The organism is Gordonia sp. p3-SID1431 (genome assembly GCF_025143765.1).
GTDB classification, from domain to species: Bacteria; Actinomycetota; Actinomycetes; order Mycobacteriales; family Mycobacteriaceae; genus Gordonia; species Gordonia hongkongensis.
Map to the genome: position 1 here is coordinate 21,822 of NZ_JAMBDT010000014.1, position 22,509 is coordinate 44,330.

Annotated in this window: 19 protein-coding genes and 1 pseudogene; 1 reads left to right on the forward strand and 19 read right to left on the reverse strand. The window is 68.7% G+C overall.

The window, feature by feature from the left end:
• Nucleotides 1-4 precede the first annotated feature (4 nt).
• The 7 genes from M4D77_RS05805 to M4D77_RS05835 all read right to left on the reverse strand — a co-directional run bounded on the left by M4D77_RS05805 (nt 5) and on the right by M4D77_RS05835 (nt 7,721).
• Nucleotides 5-733, reverse strand: coding sequence for a DUF429 domain-containing protein (locus tag M4D77_RS05805; protein WP_259935762.1), 729 nt, complete (start codon nt 731-733; stop codon nt 5-7).
• Nucleotides 734-759: 26 nt separating this feature from the next.
• Nucleotides 760-2,061 (reverse strand): TrpB-like pyridoxal phosphate-dependent enzyme, encoded by a 1,302-nt coding sequence (locus tag M4D77_RS05810; protein WP_058252911.1) that lies wholly within the window; start codon nt 2,059-2,061, stop codon nt 760-762.
• 58 nt (nt 2,062-2,119) lie between these two features.
• On the reverse strand, nt 2,120-2,785 hold the full coding sequence (locus M4D77_RS05815) for a response regulator (RefSeq protein WP_259935740.1): 666 nt from the start codon (nt 2,783-2,785) through the stop codon (nt 2,120-2,122).
• A complete protein-coding gene (locus M4D77_RS05820; RefSeq protein ID WP_259935741.1) occupies nt 2,782-4,476 on the reverse strand; it encodes a sensor histidine kinase in 1,695 nt (564 codons plus the stop codon). Before M4D77_RS05820 ends, M4D77_RS05815 begins: the two co-directional genes overlap by 4 nt.
• A 94-nt stretch (nt 4,477-4,570) precedes the next feature.
• Nucleotides 4,571-6,043 carry a CitMHS family transporter gene (locus M4D77_RS05825; protein ID WP_058252914.1) on the reverse strand — a complete coding sequence of 491 codons (1,473 nt, stop codon included), beginning with the start codon at nt 6,041-6,043 and terminating at the stop codon, nt 4,571-4,573.
• Between the two features lie 123 nt (nt 6,044-6,166).
• Nucleotides 6,167-7,414, reverse strand: coding sequence for a DNA polymerase IV (gene dinB, locus M4D77_RS05830; protein ID WP_259935744.1), 1,248 nt, complete (start codon nt 7,412-7,414; stop codon nt 6,167-6,169).
• A 61-nt stretch (nt 7,415-7,475) separates the two neighbouring features.
• Nucleotides 7,476-7,721: a YkvA family protein gene (locus tag M4D77_RS05835; protein WP_396266534.1), complete on the reverse strand. Its 246-nt coding sequence runs from the start codon at nt 7,719-7,721 to the stop codon at nt 7,476-7,478.
• A gap of 84 nt (nt 7,722-7,805) precedes the next feature.
• Between M4D77_RS05835 and M4D77_RS05840 the strand changes: the two genes are divergently transcribed.
• Entirely contained in the window at nt 7,806-8,642 is an 837-nt protein-coding gene (locus M4D77_RS05840; RefSeq protein ID WP_259935746.1) for a class I SAM-dependent methyltransferase, read from the forward strand.
• A 113-nt stretch (nt 8,643-8,755) separates the two neighbouring features.
• On the opposite strand, the gene M4D77_RS05845 is transcribed toward M4D77_RS05840, so the two are convergent.
• The 12 genes and pseudogenes from M4D77_RS05845 to M4D77_RS05900 form a co-directional block, all read right to left on the reverse strand.
• Nucleotides 8,756-10,096: a carboxylesterase family protein gene (locus M4D77_RS05845; protein WP_259935747.1), complete on the reverse strand. Its 1,341-nt coding sequence runs from the start codon at nt 10,094-10,096 to the stop codon at nt 8,756-8,758.
• Nucleotides 10,093-12,234, reverse strand: a complete 2,142-nt coding sequence (locus M4D77_RS05850) for a cation-translocating P-type ATPase (RefSeq protein ID WP_259935763.1) — start codon at nt 12,232-12,234, stop codon at nt 10,093-10,095. The genes M4D77_RS05845 and M4D77_RS05850 overlap by 4 nt, the downstream gene beginning before the upstream one ends.
• An 87-nt stretch (nt 12,235-12,321) precedes the next feature.
• Nucleotides 12,322-12,609 carry a DUF1490 family protein gene (locus M4D77_RS05855; protein WP_058252919.1) on the reverse strand — a complete coding sequence of 96 codons (288 nt, stop codon included), beginning with the start codon at nt 12,607-12,609 and terminating at the stop codon, nt 12,322-12,324.
• Between the two features lie 122 nt (nt 12,610-12,731).
• A complete protein-coding gene (locus tag M4D77_RS05860; protein ID WP_259935749.1) occupies nt 12,732-13,559 on the reverse strand; it encodes an alpha/beta hydrolase in 828 nt (275 codons plus the stop codon).
• 34 nt (nt 13,560-13,593) lie between these two features.
• Nucleotides 13,594-14,430: an alpha/beta fold hydrolase gene (locus tag M4D77_RS05865; RefSeq protein ID WP_259935751.1), complete on the reverse strand. Its 837-nt coding sequence runs from the start codon at nt 14,428-14,430 to the stop codon at nt 13,594-13,596.
• Between the two features lie 145 nt (nt 14,431-14,575).
• Nucleotides 14,576-17,293, reverse strand: coding sequence for a fumarate reductase/succinate dehydrogenase flavoprotein subunit (locus tag M4D77_RS05870; RefSeq protein WP_259935752.1), 2,718 nt, complete (start codon nt 17,291-17,293; stop codon nt 14,576-14,578).
• 7 nt (nt 17,294-17,300) lie between these two features.
• Complete coding sequence (locus M4D77_RS05875) at nt 17,301-18,077, reverse strand: ABC transporter ATP-binding protein (protein ID WP_137810945.1); 777 nt, start codon at nt 18,075-18,077, stop codon at nt 17,301-17,303.
• A 23-nt stretch (nt 18,078-18,100) separates the two neighbouring features.
• Entirely contained in the window at nt 18,101-18,958 is an 858-nt protein-coding gene (locus tag M4D77_RS05880) for an ABC transporter permease (RefSeq protein WP_159371708.1), read from the reverse strand.
• On the reverse strand, nt 18,955-20,394 hold the full coding sequence (locus M4D77_RS05885; protein ID WP_159371709.1) for an ABC transporter substrate-binding protein: 1,440 nt from the start codon (nt 20,392-20,394) through the stop codon (nt 18,955-18,957). The genes M4D77_RS05880 and M4D77_RS05885 overlap by 4 nt, the downstream gene beginning before the upstream one ends.
• 83 nt (nt 20,395-20,477) lie before the next feature.
• The gene (locus M4D77_RS05890) at nt 20,478-20,705 is read right to left on the reverse strand and encodes a ferredoxin family protein (protein WP_010843879.1); all 228 of its coding nucleotides are present in this window, start codon (nt 20,703-20,705) and stop codon (nt 20,478-20,480) included.
• Nucleotides 20,702-21,394, reverse strand: coding sequence for a GntR family transcriptional regulator (locus tag M4D77_RS05895; protein ID WP_159372000.1), 693 nt, complete (start codon nt 21,392-21,394; stop codon nt 20,702-20,704). The genes M4D77_RS05890 and M4D77_RS05895 overlap by 4 nt, the downstream gene beginning before the upstream one ends.
• A 246-nt stretch (nt 21,395-21,640) precedes the next feature.
• Nucleotides 21,641-22,479, reverse strand: a pseudogene (locus M4D77_RS05900) (alpha/beta fold hydrolase).
• Between the last annotated feature and the right edge of the window lie 30 nt (nt 22,480-22,509).

A 22,509-nucleotide genomic window follows, 5' to 3' on the forward strand; every position in this document is an offset into this window, starting at 1 on the left:
CGACTCAGATCAGTTCCGCCAGTTCGGCGGTGGGTACGTGGATCCAACCCTCCCGCGCGGCGACCGGCCGGTCGGTGGCATCGGGCAAGATGGTCCGGCCGAGCTCGGCGGCACGCGCGATCAGTGCGGTGATCACGGCGTCGAACGCGTCGTCGTCACGGGCCATGGTCTCGGCATGATCGCCGAGATCCAACCATGGCGCAGCTTCTTCGAATGCCACGACGAGTCCGGCGAGCACCGAAACGTTGGCGGCCCGTTTGTATCCGCGTGAGGTCAGTCCCCATCGTTTGAGTGCCCCAGCGGGGTAAGCCTCGACCGCCCACCCGTCGACGCGGTCGTCGACTCCCAGGTCCGAGAGCAGGCCGGCGCATCGGAACGCGACGTGCGCGATCTGGTCTGCCGACACGCTGAGCGGGCGACCGACACCGGCGTCGACGATCCGCAGATCGGTGCGACGTAATGCAAGTGGTCGTCGACGGGCGATGTCGTCGAGTTCTCGCCCCTTCGACAAGTCGTTGCGATGATGCGCGACGACGAAGTCGACGAACTCGTCGGGCCAGCCGAAGGGCGAATCGATCCCGATGCGGGTCGACCCCTCGACGAGGCGCCGGACGGCGGTGTCGTCCGCGCCCACGACGAGATCGGTGAGCACGGCCTTGTCGGCATCCCAATCGACGCATGCGACAGCAGTTTTCGCTGGCGATGCGGACAAGTCGATGCCGACCGTCCGCATCGCCGGGATCACGGTTCCGGGTCGAGTCAGAAGTTGCCCTCGAGGAACTCGGCATACGCGGGCAGATCGAGTTGCCCGTGGCCCGACAGTCCGATCACGACGACCTCGTCCTTGTCGCTGTCGGCGACGTGCGAGGCGCAGGCCGCGATCGCATGCGTCGACTCGGGAGCCGGGACGATGCCCTGGGTCCGGGCGAACTGCACGCCCGCGGAGAACGCGTCGTGCTGGGAGATGGCGACACCCTGCACCAGACCGAGCTCCACCGTGTGGCTCAGCGCCGGCGCCATGCCGTGATAGCGCAGACCACCGGCGTGGATCGGGTCGGGCACGAAATCCATACCGAGCGTGTGCATCTTGAGCAACGGGGTGAGTCCGGCGACGTCACCGTGGTCGTAGCGGTACTCCCCCTGCGTGATCGACGGGCACGCGGCGGGCTCGGCGGCGATGACGCGCGGGTCCGAGCGGCCGTGCAGCTTCTCCCGCAGGAACGGGAACGACAACCCCGCGAGGTTCGAACCGCCTCCGGCACAACCGAACACGACGTCGGCACCACCCGGTTCCACCGCGTTGAGCTGGTCGACGGCCTCCTGCCCGATGACACTCTGGTGCAGCACCACGTGATTGAGCACGCTGCCCAGCGCGTAACGGGTGTCGGGGTTCGCGGCCGCGACCTCGACGGCCTCGCTGACGGCCATGCCCAGGCTGCCCGTGGTGTTCGGGTCCTTGGCGAGCATCGCTCGACCCGACTCGGTCAGCTCGGACGGACTGGGGTGGATGGTCCCGCCGTAGGTGCGGATGAGGAACCCCCGGTAGGGCTTCGAGCTGTACGACGCACGGACCTGCCACACTTCGACGTCGATGCCGAACTGCGCACCCGCGAACGCCAGTGCGCTTCCCCACTGACCGGCTCCGGTCTCCGTCGTCAGCTTGGTGACACCGTCGAGGCTGTTGTAGTACGCCTGCGCGACAGCCGAATTCGTCTTGTGGCTGCCGACCGGGCTGACACCCTCGTACTTCACGTAGATCCGCGCCCTGGTGTTGAGCGCCTCCTCGAAACGACGCGCGCGGATCAGCGGCGACGGCCGCCACATCCGGTAGATCTCGCGCACCGGTTCGGGGATCTCGATGTAGGGCTCGGTGGACACCTCTTGCGCGATGAGGCCGCTCGGGAACAACGCGGCGAGATCGTCCGGCCCGACCGGTTCCTTGGTGCCCGGATGCAGGTGCGGCGGGATCGGCGAGTCGAGCTCGGCGGCGAGGTTGTACCAATGGGTCGGGACATCCACTGTGATCAGATCCGGATTCCCGGTCTCGACATGCATCGTCATGGATCACCACTCTAATCCTCGGGCCGGTCCCCGCGTCCCGTGCCGACCGATCCCGCTGTCACGCCCCGGGCAGCCGGTACTCCTGCCGGGGCCGGCCGGTGGCGCCGTACTGCAGCGACATCGTCAACCGTCCGGCCGCCACGAGGTTCGCGAGGTGCCGCCGCGCGGTCGGTGCCGCGATGCCGATCTCCCGCGACACATCGTCGGCGAACAGCGGAGCGCCCTCGGCGGACAACGCCAGGATGCGCTGTTCGGTCGGCGAGCCACCCTCGGCCCGGTCCGCGGCGCGGGTGCCGAACCGCAGTGCCGACAGCGCTGCGTCGACGGCGTGCTGGTCGACGTTCTCGCCCGCCAGCATCCGCCGGTACTGGGCATAGCCGGCCAACCGACGCGCGAGGTCGGCGTCGTCGAAGGGTTTGATCAGGTAGGCGAGTGCACCGGCACGCATCGCGCCTCGTACCGCCGAGGCGTCGGTCTCGGCACCGACGATGAAGCAGTCGCAGTCGAGTTCGGCGACCAGTTCGATGCCCGAACCGTCCGGCAGGTAGACGTCGAGGAGTGCGAGATCGATGTCGGGATGTTCGGCGATGGCTTGACGTGCCGCACTGATGCTGCCCGCCCGGGCTCGCACGGTGAAGCCCCGGACGGCGTCGACGATCGCGGAGTGCAACGCCGCGACCCGGAAGTCGTCGTCGACGATCAGGACGCCGTGGTCGTCGGTCATGGGGTCACTCCCAGTTCGTCGGTCTGGCTGTACGAGTCGTCTTCGGCCTCGTCCGTCGGCGCGAGCACGCCGGGCAGGCGGGCGACGAACACGGCCCCGCCCGGTTCGTCATCATCCGCGGAGCCGCGACCCCCCGCATCGGCGACCCACACGTCGCCGCCGACCCGGCGCGCGATCTGCCGGGCCAGGGCGAGTCCCATACCGCGGCCGCCGGGTACGTGCGCGCCGGATTTGGTCGTGGCGCCCTCGGCGAAGACGTCGTCGGGGTCGTCGAAAGCGATGCCGGGTCCAGAATCCCCGACGGTGACCAGGACCGTGTCGCCGTCGGCGATGACCTCGACCTCGACCTCACCGGGCTGTCCACCGTCCGGTCCGGACGCGGCGGCATCGATCCCGTTGTCGACGAGGTTGCCGAGCACGGTGGTGACGACGACGGGTTCGGTGAGTACGCCCTGAATCCAGGTCTGGTCGCCGAGTCGCAGCACCACCCGGCGCTCGCGCGCCTGAGCCGCCTTCGCGTCGAGAAACGCGTGGAGGTGTGGTTCGCGCACATTGTCGAGTCCGCCGAGGAGCGCCCCTCCCGGTCCGGTTCCGGTGACCTCGTCCAGGTAGGCGAGCGCTTCGTCGGCGTGCCCGTGCCGGAGTAGGCCGGCGAGTACGTGCATCCGGTTGGCGGTTTCGTGGCGCTGTGCGCGTAGGGCGGTGCTCATCGACCTGATCGAATCCACCTCGCGGCTGAGTGCTTCGACGTCGGTGCGATCGATCACCGACAGGACCATGCCGAGGTCGCGACCGTCGGCCCGCACCCGATGGGAACTCACCAGGACCACCCGTTCGCCGACACCGGCGGCGAGGGGTTCGTCGGTCGGCGTCGCCAGGACGGTCGCCACCCGCGGGGTCAGGCCGAGGTCGCCGGCGGGGGTGCCGACCGGGGCGTCGATGTCGAGCAGCGCACGCGCCCTGTCGTTGACGACGCGCACGATGCCGTCGGCGTCGACGGCGAGCACGCCGTCGGCCATCGAGTGCAGCACGGCCCCCTGTTCCCGGACGAGCTCGGCCAGATCGTCGGGCTCCAAACCCAGGGTGAGTCGGCGCCACCGACGGGCCAGCAGCACCGAACCCACCCCGCCGATACCCAGTGCCGCAAGCGCGAGGAGCGCGATCGCGACGATGTCGGTGCGGGTCTCGGAGCCCAGGCGTTCGGTGGAGACACCGACGCTCACGAACCCGACGACTGCGCCGTCGGCGTCCAGGACCGGGACCTTCGCGCGGACCGACTCGCCGAGGGTGCCCCGGTCGGTGTTCACCTCGTTCGATCCGGACAGCACCTTCGACGGGTCGGTGGAGACCGTCCTGGCCAGCTCCGTCACCTCGGGATGTGCCAGACGGATGCCGCGGTCGTTGCCGATGACGACGAACAGGGCTCCGGTCCGGGCTCGTACTGCCGCCGCCTGCCGCTGCAGCGGGCCGTCGACCAGGTCCGCCGCGTCCACCCGGTCACCGGGATGGGCGGCGACCTCGCTGCGGACCTCGGCGTCGGCGGCGACCGACTGCGCGATGGCGAGCGCGCGCTGCGCGTACTCGTCGCGCACCCGGTCGTCGGCTCCGGCGATGACCAGACCGAACCCGACCGCGAGGCTGACCGCTATCACCGCCAGCTGCAGGAGCAGCACCTGCGTCCGCAAACGCATGGTGTCAGCCTAATGCTCCCTGCGGGGCTTGCGGAGGGCCGTCACGAAGGGTCTCCGACACCTGCGCTCCTCGCCCGCGGTCACCGATGCCGGATCAGAACGGGATGGCCCCGACCAAGACGCCGACGGCGAGCATCACCAGCGAGACGACCGTGGCGCGCCACAGAACCTTCTTGTGGTGGTCGGCCAGGGTGACCCCGGCCAGTGCGACCAGCAGCAGGATTGCCGGCACTAGCGGGCTCTGCATGTGCACGGTCTGGCCGGTGATCGATGCCCGCGCCATCTCGGTGGGGTCGATGCCGTAGCGGGTCGCGGTCTCGGACAGGACCGGCAGCACCCCGTAGTAGAAGGCGTCGTTGCTCATCAGGAAGGTGAGCGGGATCGAGAGCACGCCGATCACGATGGCCATGTGGGGGCCCATCCAGTCGGGGATGCCATCGGCCAGCCAGTGCGCGATGGCGTCGACCATCCCGGTGCCGTTGAACACGCCGGTGAGGACGGCGGCGGCGAGGACCATGGCGACCACCGACACGATGCTCGAGCTGTGCCGGGTGATGGCCTCCTGCTGCTGCTTGATGTGCGGGAAGTTGATGGCCAGGGCGATGCCGGCGAAGATCATGAACAGCACCGGGATGGCGACGATGTCGGCACCGAGGATGGCCAGCAGGGCCACGGTGAGTCCGGCATTCACCCAGAAGAGCTTGGGGCGCAGGGTTTCCCGATTGGGGTCGAGGACGCCCGAGAAGGATGCGTCGCGGTCGTCGTCATCGGCGCCCGCCACGGGGCGGCTGAGATCGTGATCGCCGGTGGGAGCGTCGTCGTAGGCGCCCGGGCCCGTTCCCCTCGAACCCGAACTGCTTGCCCGACGACCCTTCGGCGGCAGGCCGGTTCCGCCACCGGCGCCGACCAGCACCTCTTCCTTCGGGGCGAGGATCGAATCCCGGATCTCCAGCTTGCCGATGCGCCGGCGTTCGAGCACACCGAGGTGATAGGCGAAGAGCAGCACGACGACCAGCGCCGCCACCAGCGCGGGGACCATCGGGACGAAGACGTCGTTGGTGTCGATGTTCAGCGCACTTGCGGCGCGGGCGGTGGGACCGCCCCACGGCAGGATGTTCATCGTGCCGTTGGTGAGTCCGGCGACGACCGTGAGGACGACCGGGCTGACGCCGAGCTTCAGGTACAGCGGCAGCAGTGCGGCCGTCGTGATGATGAAGGTCGTGGAACCATCGCCGTCGAGCGACACGACGCCGGCGAGCACCGCGGTTCCGACCACCAGGCGTGCCGGGTCGTCGTGCACCGCGCGGACGACCGCCCGGACCACCGGATCGAAGAGTCCGACGTCGATCATGATGCCGAAGAAGATGATCGCGAAGAACAACATCGCCGCGGTGGGTGCGAGGTCTTTGATGCCGTCGGTGATCATGTCGCTGATGCCGAGGCCGGCACCGGCGAAGAGGCCGAAGGCGACGGGCACGAGGATCAGCGCCACCACGGGCGTGGCCCGCTTGGTGATGATCAGCACCATGAAGGTGGCGACCATCCCGAGGCCGAGGGCTACCAACATTGTCTTACTCGATTCTGCAGCGGATGTGAGGGCGACCACATCGGGTGGTCACACCAGAAGTGTTGGGGTCACCGGCATCACAGTCACGCTTGAGCGCATAAGTAGCGTTTCGCGCTTTTCGCGTCAGTCGGGCAGCATCGGTGCGTCGTCGCCGTGGTTGCGTCCGATGAGCACCGCGCGGGTGACCGAGTCGCGGCCGAACCGGTCCCGCAGCAGATCCATCGTCGCGTCGAGTTCTGCTCCAGTTGCTGTCGGCCCGCTCGCTCGGCTCCCGGCGCCGGCGTGATCGGTGTCGAACGGCAGCGTCAGCTGGATGCTGTCGTGGTCGTCGAGGTTGGTCAGCGACAACCCGACCAGGGTGCATCCCCGTTCGCGGATGATCGGCATCGCGTCGGCGAGGAGTCCGCGCGCCGACGTCATGATGAGGTCGGTGCGGTCGGTGGACTCCAGCAGGGTGCGAGACCGGGTGGCGCGGGTGAAGTCGTCGAAGCGCAACCGCAGAACGATTGTCCGACAGACCCGTTCGGCCGTTCGGAGCCGTTTGCCCAATCGTTCGACGATCGCGGTGATGGTCGCCTCGAGGTCGGCCTCGGACTTCGGACGTCGGCCGAGCGCGCGTTGTGAACCGATCGAGCTGCGCCGTTTGCCGGTCTCCACCCGACGCGGGTCCTGGGCGAGTGACAGCGCGAAGAGGTGCCGTCCGGCACCCGACCCGACGATGCCGCGCAACGAGCGCTCCCCGAGCGCCGCCAGCTGGCCCACGGTCTCGATTCCTGCGTCGTGCAGCTTGGCCTCGGTGACCGGACCGACCCCCCAGAGTCGACGGACCGGGAGCGGATGCAGGAAGTCGAGTTCGGTTCCCGGCTCGACGATGAGCAGGCCGTCCGGCTTGCCGACGGCGCTGGCGACCTTGGCGAGGAACTTGCTGCGTGCTCCGCCGACCGTGATGGGGAGACCGACCTCCTCGCGGACGCGGCGTCGGATCGTCGATGCGACGTCGTGCGGCGTACCGCTGATCCGACCGAGACCCCCGACATCCAGGAAGGCCTCGTCGACCGAGATCCCCTCGACCACGGGAGTCGTGTCGTGGAAGATGTCGAAGACCTCCCGACTCGCCTCCATGTAGGCCTCGAACCGCGGCCGGACGACGATCGCGTCGGGACAGAGTGCCCGCGCCTCGTGGCCCGGCATCGGCGATCGCACCCCGCGGGCCTTGGCCTCATAGCTCGCCGCGAGGACGACGCCGCCGCCGACGAGAACCGGACGGCCGCGAAGCGAAGGGTCGTCCCGCTGCTCGACCGAGGCATAGAACGAGTCGAGATCGGCATGCAGGATCGACGGATCCCGCCGTTCCCGCAGCTCGATGCGCATAGAACACATGTTCGCATGACGCTCGGACATGCACCAGCGCGTCCGAGGCAGCCGACGCGGGCTATGGGCCCATCGGCTTGGTGGGATCGCCGATGCCGGCCAGGCGGCGCACCGCGACCAGACCGTCGTCGCTGCCGGGCCAGTGGCGCTGGAGCGCATCTTGGCCGGCACGGCGGACGACCGAGCGCAGCGCCAACACCACGATGATCGCGTCGTCGGCGTAGCCGGGAACTGGGATGAAGTCGGGAATCAGGTCGATGGGAAGGACCAAGTAGATCAAGAGCAGCATTAGCCGGACGCGGTCCATCAGGGACGGCTCCGTTCTGTCGGCGAAGGGTGAGACGTCCGCCACTTTATCGGGAACCGTTGTCAACACGTCTACGCTGAACCCATGCCAGGCCCGAGCATCGCCGAGATCTTCAACTCGACCAGTCCCGATTTCGACCTGGTGACTCCCCTCGTCTGGGGTCCGGCGGGCGAAACCCTCGTTGCTCGGGCACGGGTCGCGCTGGGCGATGAGGTTCTCGACATCTGTTCCGGCACCGGTGCCAGCGCACTGGCCGCCGCACGGGTGGTCGGACCCGACGGACACGTCACGGCGATCGACTTCGCCGCCGATCTGGTGGAGCGTGGCCGAACCAGCGCCTATGCGGCCGGTCTGCGCAATATCGACTTCCGGGTCGACGACGTGACCGCGCTGCCCGGCCGGGAGCGCGGCGAATACGACGTGATCACATGCGGTTTCGGCGTGTTCTTCCTGCCGGACATGGACGACTCGGTGCGCAATCTACTGCCCCTCCTGCGCCCACGTGGTCGTCTCGCCGTCGCGGTGTGGCATGACGACGCACTCCACGACTTCACCGGCGCCTACTTCGCCGAGGTCGCCCGCGTGACGAACACGCCGCCGCCACCCGGTCCGCGTGCCCCGTCCGACGGACCGCCCCACCCCATCACGCGGATCGACACCGAGGAGAAGATCGTCGGGTGGCTCGAATCGCTCGGTGCAGAGGAGGTGTCCGCATCGGTTCTCGACCTGCGCGTACCACGGACCGACGAGTTCTCCTGGTCGATGGTCCTCGGCAGCGGGTTGCGCGGCGCACTCGCCGACCTGGACGCCGACGCCGTCGAGGACGTGCGAGTCGGGTTCCTGCAGCGGCTGGCAGACGAGGGAATCACCGAAGTCGACTGCGACACACTGATTGCCGTGGGTGAACGACCGGCCGACTGACCTCGCGGCGCTTCCACCGCCGGGCGTCGACGGCTTCGCGCGATTCGGCTGCAGACGCCCAATCCGTGGTGAGACCGCGGGTACAGTCGCATTCGCGCTACGCGATGCCGCGGTCAACGGAAGCGGATCAGGCCCGGCACATCAGCCGGCGCGGTCCATCCGTCGCGAGCGAAGTCCGCCCAGATCCGTCGCAACGTGCGGCCGTCCTCGGCAGCCCGATCGGCGTCGTGGCCGGCCAGGATCGGGGCGCCGGCCCAGATCTCCGGGGTTCCGAACAGCAACGGGATGTCGACGGTGTGCACGGCGCGCAGCGGGTGCTTGGGTGCACCCCACTCGATGACGTACTGCGCGGCTTTGCCTCCGGCGCGGCGGTGATGCCGAGCGAAGCGGTCGGCCGCCGACGTGTAGATGGCACGGGTGAGTCGCTGGACGAGACATTCGTACAGGCGGCTACCGACAACCGGAACCGCGGGGAGCGACGACACCCCGTCGATCGCCGCGGTGAAGAACGCGGCCTCGCGGCTGCACCAGCCGATGAGGACCTCGACGTCCCGCGCTCGACTCTCCCAGACCCCGTCCACCTCGTCCTCGGGTGGCAGCGGGTGGTGGCCGTACTGTGGCCCGAAGGACATGAAGGCCGGAAGGCCATGTTGCAGGACCGCTTTGAGTCCCATCATCGACTCCTGGACGGCCAGTACCTCGTCGACGGTCGCCGACGCCGACACCTCATGCGACGCAGCGAACATGTCCGCATGCAACCGCTCGCGACGTCGGGTGATGCCGAGCGGCGCACTCTGGATGATGGCGCGGCGGAACAGACCCGTCACGCCGTCGGCCGCCATCAACTGTGCAACCGCGTCGCCGCCGGCTGATTCGCCGAAGACGGTGACGGCGTCGGGATCGCCGCCGAAGGACGCGATGTTCCGCTGAACCCAGCGCAGCGCTTCGATCATGTCGAGCAGTCCCAGATTTGCCGGCCGGTCGATGCCGTCGCCGAGAAACCCGAACAACCCCAGCCGGTAGGTCACCGACACGACGACCACCCGCTGTTCGGCGACCAGCGCAGCCGGATCGTGACAGGGTGCGTCGGCGGCGCCGATGATGTACGAGCCACCGTGAATCCAGACCATCACCGGAAGTACCTCGTCGGGTCGACGATCGGCGGGAACCGTGACCGACACGTACTGCGCGTGCTCGTCACCGGTCATCTCGCCCAGCGCGGCATCGCCGAAGGTGTCGTGGACGATCCCCTCGCCGTTGCGCTGGGGACAGGCGGGCGACCACGAGGTCGCATCGATCGGCTCGTCGGCCGGCGGCTGCGGGGACGGAACCTCGAAGCGCGCCGCCTGCGCATAGCGGATCCCGGTGGCGCGCACGACCTGTCCGTCGGTGCGAGCGATGATCGTCCCGGCCGGACACTGGAAGGTCGCGGTCGTCGTGGGTACCTCGGTCATGCGCGGGCTTCCTTCGCCGACGCCGACGGAGCCGGTTCGACCTGATACCGGATGAGCCGAGAACTGTTGAGCACCACGGCAACCGATGAGGCGTTGTGCAGCACGGCGGCGAGGACCGGCGAGAGCGCGCCGCCCGCACCGATCACCAGCCCCAGGGCGTTGACGGCGATCGACATCCCGTAGTTCTGGCGTATCACCTCGACGGTGTGCGAACCCAGATCCCGGATGTCGAGCAGCTTGCGCAGATCGTCCCCGGCCAGGGCGACGTCCGCGGTCTCGACCGCGACATCCGTGCCGGCCAACCCCATCGCGATGCCGATGTCCGCGGCGGCCAACGCGGGGGCGTCGTTCACACCGTCACCCACCACCGCGACCACGTGGCCGAGGGCCTGCAGCTCACGAACCACCGCGAGCTTGTCGTCAGGGGTGACCTCGGCGGCCCACCGCTCGATGCCGAGTTCGGCGGCGATGGTCGCCGCGGTGACCGGGTGATCGCCGGTGAGCATGGCGATCTCGGTGACCCCGTCGGCACGCAGCGCGTCGAGCACCTCACGCGCCTCGGGACGCAGCTCGTCGGACAGACTCACCAGACCGACGAGCCTGCCGTCGACGGCCAGCAGCAGCGGCGTCTCGCTCGCCTGCCGCAAGCGGTCCACCCAGCCGATGGCGTCGTCGGAGATCGCGACGCCGTGCCGGTCGAGGAGCGACGGATTACCCAGCAGGAGCACGCGCCCGTCTTCGGCACGGGTGCGCATGCCGAGTCCGACGATGACCTCGCATTCCGCATGCGTCGGGATCTCGATGCGACGTTCCTCCGTGGACCGGATGACCGCTTCGGCGAGCGGATGACGCGAATGGATCTCGGAGCTGGCCGCGTAGGCGAGGATCTGTTCGGGCTGCCAGTCGTCGGAGAAGGACACGACGTTGGTCACGACCGGGCGCCCGACGGTCAACGTGCCGGTCTTGTCGAACACCACCGCCGAGATCCGTCCCGAAGCCTCGAGATGCGATCCGCCCTTGATGAGGATTCCGCGTCGCGCGCCGTTCCCGATGGCGCCGCTGATCGCGGTCGGGGTGGACAGACCCACCGCACACGGACACGCGATCAGCAGCATCGTCATCGCACGACGGAGATCGCGCGTCACCAGCAGCGTCAGCGCCGACAACGCGAACGACGCGGGTACGAACCGCCGGGAGAAGTTCTCCCCGACCGTCTGGATGGGAGCGCGGTCGCGCTGAGCCTCCTCGACCCGGCCGACGATCCGACCGATCGAGGTGTCGTCGCCGACCGCGTGGGCCTCGATGACGATCCGGCCGGTGAGTACCACCGAGCCGGCCTGCACGCGGTCGCCGACGTGCTTGGTCACCGGGAGGTTCTCGCCGGTCAGCGCGGACTGGTCGACCACCGCCTCCCCGTCGACGACCACCCCGTCGACCGCCACCGCGACCTGCTCGTGCACGATCACCGCGTCCCCGACGTGGAGCGCGTCGATGGCCACCTGCACCTCGGTGCCGTCGGCGAGGCGGACCCACGCCGTGTCCTGGGTGCCGCGGAGGAGGTCGGCGATGGCGCGGCGGGTGCGTCGCAGGGTGAGGTCCTGGAGGAACTCACCGATGTTGAGCAACCACAACACGGTCAGCGCGACCACGTTCTCGCGCAGCAGCAAACTCGCAATCGTGGCAGCGGAGACCAGTGCGTCGGTGCCGGCCCGGCCGCCACGCAGCGAGCGGAGCGCGCCGCGGAGGAACGGGTAGCCGGAGAAGATGGTGACACCGGTGGCGACGGTGCGCGAGGCCGGACCGAGCAGCGGCGGACGGCGGAACCCGTAGCGCCGGAAACCCAGCAGGACCAGGGCTCCCGCGCCGATGCCCATCCGCAACAGGTCGGCATTGGTGACGTCGGCCGAATGCGGTGCGCGGTCAGGAAGATTCGCGGGGTCGGCGTAAGTGGCCGCCGCGATCGCATGATCGATGGCATCCCGGTCGGTGTCCGCCCGGAACCACACGACGACCGAGGCGGTCCGCGGATAGGCGTGCACGGCGCGCACACCCGTCACCCTGGCGACGCTCTCCTCGATGGCCACGGCACGGCGGTCGGCGACAGTGCGATCGGTGACCCGCAGCCACGGAACCGTCATACGCACCCGGCCCGCCGCCGACGACCGGACGACGATCTCGGTCGGTGGCAGCTCGGGAGAGTACGTCGGCGCGGACGTGCTCACGATTCAGTGATCGTGGTCATGGTCGTGAGCCACCGCTGTTCCCGGCGGTGTCGACTCCTCGCCCAGCCGTTCCTTCGCCTCGGCGACGATGTCGGCGGTGTTGAGTCGCACCGACTCCGCGACCTCCTCGGCCTTGCGTGTTCCACGGATACCCCACGTGGTCGCCACGACGGCTCCCTCACGCAGCGGGGCGCGTCGGGCGACGGTGCGTACGGCGTCGTAGGCGACGGCTCCGACGAAGCCGGTGGCGACCGTCGCGCCGGCCTTGGCGAGCAGTGCATGAAGTGCCATGTGGGGTCCTCGCTATCCGATGTGCTTGCACACGTGGTGACAGGACACCACGCTACAGGCGCACCGCGACTCACATGGTGTGGCCGCGGGTGCGGTTGTCGGACATGCGGTCCCGCTTATGTTCACGCCGGCAACGCTCCCCGCGCGGAGTGTTCCTCCGCCCACCGGAGCGCGTGGTCGGCGACCTTCTCCCACCCCGGCTCACCGCAGGTCCAGTGCGACCGCCCGGGGAACTCGTAATACTCGGTCAGCGCCTTGGACCGGCGGTACTTCTTCGCGTTCGATTTGTTCACCGCGGGCGGCATGATGTGGTCGGCCCCGCCGGCGATGAACAGCAGCGGTGCACGGTCGTCGCGCCGGTAATCCACCCAGGTCTCCTGATGTCCCGGGGTGAGGTTTGCGAACACGCCGTACTTCCAGACCCACGATCCGGGCGCGGCGATCGAGTACCGGTCGTACACCGCGCGCGAGTCCTCGTCGTTCAGGGTGTTGGTGAAGGCGTAGTGCCACTCCTTCGGTGTGAAACCGGCCGCCTTGTGGCGGTTCGAGAAGCGCTTGAGGATCGGGAACAACGACTTCACCTGCGAAAGCGGTTGCGTCCGAACGCCTTCGGTCGGCGCGGAGTTGATGGCCACCGGAGCCGCACCGAGCCCGCGGTCGACCAGCAACTGCGTGAGCACGCCACCGAAGGAATGCCCCATGATGATCGGCGGCGACGGCAGTTCGCGGATGATCCCGGCGAGGTGCTCGACCGTCGCGGGTACCGTCAGATCCGCGATCACGTCTGAGTTCTCCCTCAGGGACTCGACTTCCACCTCGAAGCCGGGGTAGGCCGGGGCGATGACCCGATACCCCTTGTCTTGGTAGTAGGTGATCCAGTCTTCCCAGGACCGGGGCGTCACCCACAGGCCGTGGACGAGGACGATGGTGTCGGGCGGCGGTGTGGTCATGTGCAGTCTCCGATTGTCAGGGCCCGGCGTGGGCTCAGGGGGCGGTGTAGGTGTCGAGGAAGGCGAGCAGATCGTCGTTGAGCTCGCCCCTGTGCGTGTCGGTGATCCCGTGGGGTGCACCGGGGTAGACCTTCAGCTCGGCGCCGTAGACCAGTTCGGCGGACGCCTTGCCGCCCACCTCGAACGGCACCACCTGGTCGTCGTCGCCGTGGATGACGAGGGTGGGGACGTCCACACGTGCGAGGTCGCTCCGGAAGTCGGTGGCCGAGAACGCGGCGATGCTCTCGTAGGTGTTGTGTGCGCCCGCCTGCAGGCCCTGTCGCCAGAAGGCATCGCGCATGCCCCGCGACGCATTCTGGCCGTCCCGGTTGTTGCCGAAGAAGGGCCCGTCGGCGAGATCGCGATAGGCCTGCGAGCGATCGGCGGTGGGTGCCGACCGGATGCCGTCGAACACCTCGATCGGGACCCCACCGGGGTTGTCGTCGGTCTGGAGCATGAACGGGGGTACCGCGGAGACCAACACGAGTTGCGCCACGCGATCGGTACCGTGCCGCCCGATGTACCGGGTGACCTCATCGCCACCCGTGGAGAACCCGACGAGCGTGAGCTCCTGCAGATCGAGATGCCGGATCAGCTCCGCGAGATCGTCGGCATACGTGTCCATCTCGTTGCCCGACCACGTCTGCGACGAACGGCCGTGTCCGCGACGGTCGTGCGCGATCGCCCGATACCCGTTGTGCGCCAGGAAGAGCTGCTGAGCTTCCCAGCTGTCGGCGTTGAGCGGCCACCCGTGGCTGAGCACGACCGGACGTCCGTCGCCCCAGTCCTTGTAATAGATCTCGGTTCCGTCGAGCGTGGTGACGTAGGGCATGGGTCCTCCGGTGTCGATGTGGGATCACCGTAGGAGGAAACCGGATCGCCGATCGTGTCGAGGCTGCACGGTTCTGTGCTGTCCGTGACGCGGACCGGTTGTGAAGGCGGTAATGGCTCGGCGCCGTGTGCCCGCGCAACGTCTCTCAGTGTGGGGCGAGCGAGCTCCGCAGACTCCGCCGGACCGCGGCCCGGACGTCGGCGTCCGGGTCGTCGGCGGCGCCCTCGAGGATCCGCCGGACCTCCGGATCGTCGCTCCACTCCGCGAGGGTGAGTGCGGCCGCCCGCCGGACGTCGTTGTGGACATCTGCGATCGCCTTCTCCAGCGCCGAGACCGTCGCCTCGTCGCGCGCGATCGCGAGCCCCCGCGCCGCACCGACGCGCACCTGCCATGCGGTCTCGCGTAACGCACGGACGAGGACCGGGCCGTCGACAGCGCCGTCACCCACGACCGCCATCGCGGAGAAGGCCGCGGCCCGGACGAGGGGATCGCGGTCGGCTCCGAGTGTCCGCACGACCTCCACACCACCGCCGTCGACCGTCGCCAGCCCGTCGGCCACCGCGATCCGGACCTCACGATCGGGATCCGTTGCCAGGCCGGCGATCAGCTCGGACTCGTCCCGTGACACCAGCGCGCGGATGGCCTCGATCCGGACGCGGTGGTCGGAATCCCCTGTGGCGGAAGCGAACAGGTCGACCCGATCGGCGCGCACGGCCCGCAGCAGGTCGACGACGGTCGCACGCACGACCGGGTCCGGGGACTCGGCGTGATTGGCGAGCGCGGACACGAACTCCGCGGTCGGATCGATGATCTCCACGAGTTCCCGCAGCCCCTGCGTCGCCGCTCCGCGGACCGGTGCCGCGGCGTCGGCCAACGCCCGGACCACCGCCATCTCGAACCCGTCCGGGGTGTTCTCGGTCAGCACCGCGATCGCGGTCCGGCGGACCGTCGGATCCGGGTCTGCCAGATAGCCGGCGAGATCGGCGGCGTGGGTCACCGCGGTTCCGAGCAGTTCGACGATCCTCGGTGACGCCGTTGCCGTGGACTCGTCCTTCCTCGTGGTCTCACGCACCGGGCTCTCGACACCGCGGTATCCCGGGCCCGTCGACACGACCGGTTGTTCGATCGCGATCACCGTGCGGTCGGCCGGCGGGATGTGGTCCAGCCCCTCGACATCGACCAGGAAGGGTTCGACCGGCCGACCGAGGAACTCCATCGTGCCGTCGGCGGCCTTGCGGACGTTCAGGTGGTAGCCCCACTCGTCGTCCCGGCGCTCGGGGAGATCGGCACGCTCGTGATAGAGACCCCACCGACTCTCGGTGCGTGTCAACGAACTACGGGCCGCCAGTTCGGCGCAGTCGCGGATGAACGACACCTCCGCACACCGCATCAGTTCGTGCGGGGTCCGCCCGCCCATCTGCTCGATCTCCGAGCGCATGCGCTCGAAGGTCTCGATGGCGATGGCGAGCTTGTTCGACGTCTTCGGCGGCGCCACATAGTCGTTGACGAATCGGCGCAGCTTGTATTCCACCTGTGGCTGGGGTGGACCGTCCGGGTGGGTCAGCGGTCGGTAGATCAGCTCGTGGGCGGCGCGCAGCTGGTCCATCGGCAATTCGGTGGGCGCAGCCAGGTCGCGGGCGGTGTCGCTGGCGTGCTGACCGGTGAGTTCCCCGTAGACGAACGCGCCGATCATGTAATTGTGCGGCACGCAGGCGAGGTCGCCGGCGGCATACAGGCCGTCGACGGTGGTGCGGCCATGCTCGTCGACCCAGACTCCGGACGCGGAATGTCCGCTGCACAAACCGATCTCGGAGATGTGCATCTCGATGTCGTGGGTGCGATAGTCGTGTCCGCGGTTGCTGTGGAACGTACCCCGCGTGGGTCGTTCGGTGGTGTGCAGGATCGACTCGAGCGATTCCAGCGTCTCGTCGGGAAGATGACTGACCTTGAGATAGATCGGGCCGCGAGCCGACTCGATCTCCGACTTCACCTCCGCCATCATGTCTCCGGACCAGTAGTCGGAATCGACGAATCGCTCTCCGTCGGCGTTCACCTGGTACCCGCCGAACGGGTTCGCCACATACGCACACGCCGGGCCGTTGTAGTCCTTGATCAGCGGGTTGATCTGAAAGCACTCGATGCCGCTGAGCTCCGCGCCCGCGTGGTAGGCCATCGAGTAGCCGTCACCGGCGTTCGTCGGGTTCTCGTAGGTGCCGTAGAGGTACCCGGAGGCGGGCAGGCCCAGGCGACCGCACGGCCCGGTGGCGAGGATGACCGTCTTGGCCCCGATCTCGACGAACTCGCCTGTGCGCGTGTGCAACGCGGCCGCACCCACCGCGCGCCCGCCCGCGGTCAGGACCCGCACGGGCATCAAGCGGTTCTCGATCGTGATCTTCTCGCGCATGTCCCGCTTGCGCAGGACGCGGTACAGCGCCTTCTTCACGTCCTTGCCCTCGGGCATGGGCAGGACGTACGACCCCGACCGGTGCACCCGGCGGACCGCGTACTCGCCGTACTCGTCCTTCTCGAACTTCACGCCGTAGCGTTCCAGACGGCCGATCATCGCGAAGCCACGAGTCGCCGTCTGATACACCGTCTTCTGGTTCACGATGCCGTCGTTGGCCCGAGTGATCTCCGCGACGTAATCCTCGGGGGTGGCCTTGCCGGGGATGACCGCGTTGTTCACGCCGTCCATCCCCATGGCGAGGGCCCCGGAGTGGCGAACATGCGCCTTGTCGAGCAGCAGGACCGACGCGCCGTTCTCGGCGGCGGTGAGGGCGGCCATCGTCCCGGCGGTCCCGCCGCCGATGACCAGCACGTCACAGTCGATCCGACTCCGGTCGGCGATGTCTGGGATATCCACTGCCGGTTCACTTCTCCAATGCATCAAGGATGGTGCGGCGCAGCCGCCGGGTGGCGTCGTCCCCGCGGCGATCCGGGTCGCGAGGGTGCGGGACGTCGACGGTGGCGCGGACGGTCTCGCCCGCACGGCCCAGGACGACGACCCGGTCGCCCAACAGCAGCGCCTCGTCGACGTCGTGGGTCACGAAGACCACGGTCGACGGATGCGCCGAGAGGGTCTGCAGCAGCAATCGCTGCATGGCGGTCCGTGTCTGCGCGTCGAGCGCCCCGAAGGGTTCGTCCATCAGAACCGCTCTCGGCGACCCGGCGAGTCCACGGGCGAGCTGCACGCGCTGACGCATGCCGCCGGACAACGACTTCGGCAGGTGGTCGGCGAAGCCGTCCAGACCGATCTCGGTGATCCACTGCTCGGCCTGATCCCGGCGGTGTCGCCGCGGGACGCCGCGCAATGTCAACGCCAGCAGAATGTTCCCGCGTACCGTCCGCCACGGGTGCAGCGCATCGTCCTGGAACACCATGGCCCGATCCCGAGACGTGGTGCCAACCGGGTCGCCGTCTGCCAGGATTCGACCGCCGCGGACCGGCAGGAGACCCGCGACGGCGCGGAGGATCGTGGACTTCCCGCACCCGGACGGTCCCGTCAGGACGACGATCTCGCCGGCGCCGACGACGAGGTCGAAACCGTCGATCACCGTCGAGTCCCCGTAACCGATCCGGATGTCCTCGAGATCGAGCCGCATCGCGGCGACCGAGTCCGCCGTCAATGCCGTTGTCGTGGGGGCCATCGTCGCTCCTGCCGTCGTCGGGGTCATCGTTGCTCCTGTCCTCGCGGCAGCCAGCGGGTGACCCGCCGTCCGATCACCTCGATCAGCCCCGACGTCAGTGCGCCGAGCACGCCGATGGTCAGCATGCCGACGAACACCTGCGGGTAGTCGACCACCGTGTACGCCTGCCACGTCCGGTATCCGACCCCGAGCCGGCCGGAGATCATCTCGGCGGAGATGAGGCAGATCCAGGCGACGCCGACCCCGACCGACAGTCCGCTGAACACACCGGGTGCGATGCCGGGCAGGATCACCCGGAGGACGACGTCTCGACGGGTGCCGCCCATCGTCCGGACCGAGTCCTCCCAGATCGTGGGCAGCGCCCGGACGGCATGGCGGGTCGCGACGAGGATGGGGAAGAACGCCGCCGCGAAGGTGATGAAGACCATGCCGGCCTCGTCGGTCGGCAACACCAGGATCGCGACCGGTACCAGTGCGATCGCCGGGATCGGACGGAGCACCTCGGTGAGGGTGCCGACCGTGAGTCGCGCTGTCCCGGAGCGGCCGAGGGCGATTCCCACCGGGATGCCGACGCAGACCGCCAGCGCGAATCCCGTACCGATCCGGATCAGCGACTGGCCGAGATCCAGGTAATACTGCTCGGAGCCGAGAGCTGCCCAGAACGCCTGGCCGACGTCGGTGAGCGAGGGAATGGTGTCGAACCTGGCCCACAGAACCACATCGTGCGTGGTCAGCAGCTGCCAGACGACACCGGCCACCACCAGGACCAGTATCCGGACTCCCCAGTGCCAGTACCGGTTCGACCCGTCCGGGGTCCGGACCGGCACCGAATCGGTGGCCGTGTCGTCGACGGCGACCGATCCGATCGTCGCGGTGGTCATGACACGACTCCGGCGAGTGCCTGCTCGTACGTCACGTCGACGGCACCGGGATGCGTCGCGCGGTACTGTCGCGCGCTGTCGGTCGTGGTGAACGCGACGTACCGGTCGCCCTCCCGCAGCCACACCGCCTTGTCGGCGAACCAGCGGGTCCCGAGCTGCGGGTCCGAGATGTAGGCGGCCCGGACTTCCTGGCCCTGTCGTCGAGCCTGTGCGACCGCGCGCAGCAAGCAGGTCGGATCCGCGGCGGGTTGGGTCCGTTCCTGTCCGCGCAACCAGAGCTCACCGGCGGTCGCCGGGTCGACCTCGACCCCGCAGATCGGATCGTCGCCACGGGTGACGGAGGCATTGCCGGTGCGGCTCAGGGCTTCCGAGTAGTTGATGCCGGCCGCGGCGAAGGTGTCCTGCAGCGGCCCCGGATCGACGAAGGTGTCCAGGTCGATCTCGTGGGGGAAGCTGCCGATGGACTTCAGGTAGGGGACGTCGTTGCGCAGCGCCCCGACGAGGTCCGACTTGATGGCCGGATTGAAGTCCGTTCCGCCCGGGCCGTTGTAGAGGTAGACGACCTCGGCCGGGAGACCGCTGTTCTCCGCGACGAGTTCGGCGGCGGCGAGCGGGTCGCGGGTCAGGGACTCGGTCGCATCGAGCTGAGCGCGCAGGAAGGCCTGGACCACGTCCGGGTTCTCGTGCGCATAGGCAGATCTCGCGACGACGCCGTGCAGGGTCGGAACCCCGAGCTGGGCTCCGTCATAGAGCAACCGCGCCTTGTCCTGGAAGACCAGGAGTCCGGGCCAGGCCACGAACTGGGCCAGGGCATCCACCTTGCCCGACTCCAGCGCCGACGCGCCCACCTGCGGCTGTTGGTTCTGCACCTGCACCCCGGTGGTGGGGTCGATCCCGGCGCGGTCGAGGGCCTGCACGAGCGTCCCGTGACCGGCCGATCCGACGCTGGCCGAGATCGACTTCCCGCGTAGATCGGCGATCGTCGTGGCCGGTGAATTCTGCGGGACCACAACCATGTTCAGCGAACCCCGCGGGCTGGATCCCGTGACCGACAGCATCTCGGTGCGGGTCTTCTCCTCGGCACCGGCACGGGATCCGTTGATCAGCAACGGATAGTCACCCATCGACCCGATGTCGATCTTGCCCGCGATCATCCCGGTCGTGATCGGCGCGCCGGTGTCGAAGTCCTGCCACTCGACCGTGTACTCCTGGCCGGTCCGCTCGGTGACCTCGGCGAGCCGCTTCTCGAACTGACCTTCCGCGCGGAGCAGGGTCCCGGCGGTCACCGTGTTGATCGTCTTCGACTGATAACCGACGACGACCCGGATGGCGTCGGTATCACCGGTGTCCTCGAGCGAGCAAGCGGCACTGCCGAGGGCGACGGCGAGCGTGACGGTGATCGCCGCCAGTTGTCGGGATCGGAGACGTGTTCTCATCGGACGTCCTTTGGGCTGGGACCATGGGCATGGGTGATCGCCGCCGGTTGCGTTGCAGTACCGGCGTTGTGGGACAGAAGATTTCAGCGGAGCAGATAGGGCATGTTGACGGTGACCGCACCCGTCGGGCATCGGACCGCGCACGGCCCGCAGTACCAACACTCGTCGACGTGCATGAAGGCCTTGCCCGATTCCGGGTTGATCGCCAACGAGTCGAGAGGACAGACCTCGACGCAGAGGGTGCAGCCCTCGATGCACAGCGATTCGTCGATTGTGACCGGCACGTCGACGCGGTTGTTGACCTGACTCATGAGCCGGCCGCCTCGCGTCGGGCGGTGCTCCGCAGACAGACTCGGTCACTGCGCATCCGGATGTACTCGAGGTCGACGGGGCGGCTCTCGTGCGCGAGATGGGTCAGTCGTTCGAGCAGCAGCAGCGAGGTACCCGAACCGGTCTCGAGATGCGCCGCCGAATGCGGGTCGGCGTCGACGGCCTCCACCGTCATCGTCGCGTGTCCGAGGGGTCCGCCGGCGATCTGCTCGAGAAGCGTGAACACGTCGTTGTTCTCGAGGTCGTGCTCGAGCAGCGGGATGCCGAGGTCCGGCACGAGATACGTGATGTCCAGGCTGATCGGCTCGTCGTCGAGGTAGCGCAGCCGTTCGATGTAGACGGCCTGCGCGTCGGCGAGTTGCAGCCGCCTCGCGACTGCGCGGGGGGCATCGACGAGGGTGGCGATCTTGACCGTGTTGCGCACCTCGCCGTGCATGCGGAATGTCTCTTTCAGTCCCTGCAGGGCATCGAGCCCATGATCGAGTTTGCGAGCCACCACATGGGTGCCGACCCGTGGCGCTCGCTCGATCAGTCGTTCCTCGGTGAGGATCGCGAGTGCATCGCGGATGGTGTTGCGGGAGACATTGAAGTCGGCGATGAGGGTGCGTTCATCGAGCGAATCGGCGAGGTCGCCGTCGTGGATCTGTCGCCGGAGCACGTCGGCGACCATACGGGCGTTGTCCGCCCGGAGCCGTCCGGCTGCTGTGGTCCTGAGCTGCATGAATGGCACGATAACGCGATCGCGCCGGCCCCGGAACGCCTGTGCGCGGCGCTGGTCGCGGCCCGGGGTGAATGCGCCACCGGCGGTACGCCGTGACCTGCGGCCCGTGCTCGGCCGCAGGTCATTGCGCCACCCTCGTGCGCCTCGGTCCGATTAGAATCACCGCGCTCACAATGCGGTGTCGGCCCCCCCGGGTCAGCGCGGTTGCGTCGCGTCGGCCGCTCGCAGCACCGTCCGCGAGACCGCGTCGGGGCGCGACACCAACGACGCGTGCGAGGCGTTGACCTCGGCGGTGCGCCCGGGTACGGCTCGTCCGGCCAGGAAGCGCTGCAGCGCCGTGGGATCACCCGATCCTGCTGCGAGACGAGGTACCAGCTGGGCACCCGTGCCCACGACGGCGGTCCGGACGGTTCCAGGTTGGCGCGGAGCGCGGCGGATTTCTGGTGGGCGAACATGTCGGCGGCGACCGCGGGCGACACGTCCTGCGCGAAGATCTCCCGGAAGTACGGGCGCGCGATGTAACCGTCGACGTTGCGTCCGGCCACGCCGGTCGGGTCGTTCTCGACCACCGTCAGCTGCAGGGCCGGCGGAAGGAGCCGGCTACCGGGATAGGTGATCGGGTTCAGCAGCCCCTGGACGAACTCGCCCGTGGTCGGCGCGAAGGCGGCGATGTAGACGTTGGCACGGACGTCGGGGTCCTGGGTGTTGGTGATGACGAAGCCGCCGTAGGAGTGACCGACGAGGACGATCGGTCCGTCGATCGTCGCCAGCTTCTTTTCGAGCTGCTCGGAGTCGTAGGCCGGGGACCGGAGCGGATTGTCGAAGGTCTGGACCGCCAGTCCCCGGCTGCGCAGATCCTGCGCGACGTCGCGCCAGCCCGACGAATCCGCGAACGCCCCGTGCACCAGGACGACGGTCGGTGCCGACGGCTGGGCGTGGGCGGGGGCCACCGACAGGCCGACGGCCGCGGCCATCAGCGTCGAGACGAGCACTGCCCGTCCGGCCAGTTTCCGGACTGCGATTCTGGGGTTCATACCGACGGCCTTTCCAGGGGAGAACGGGGT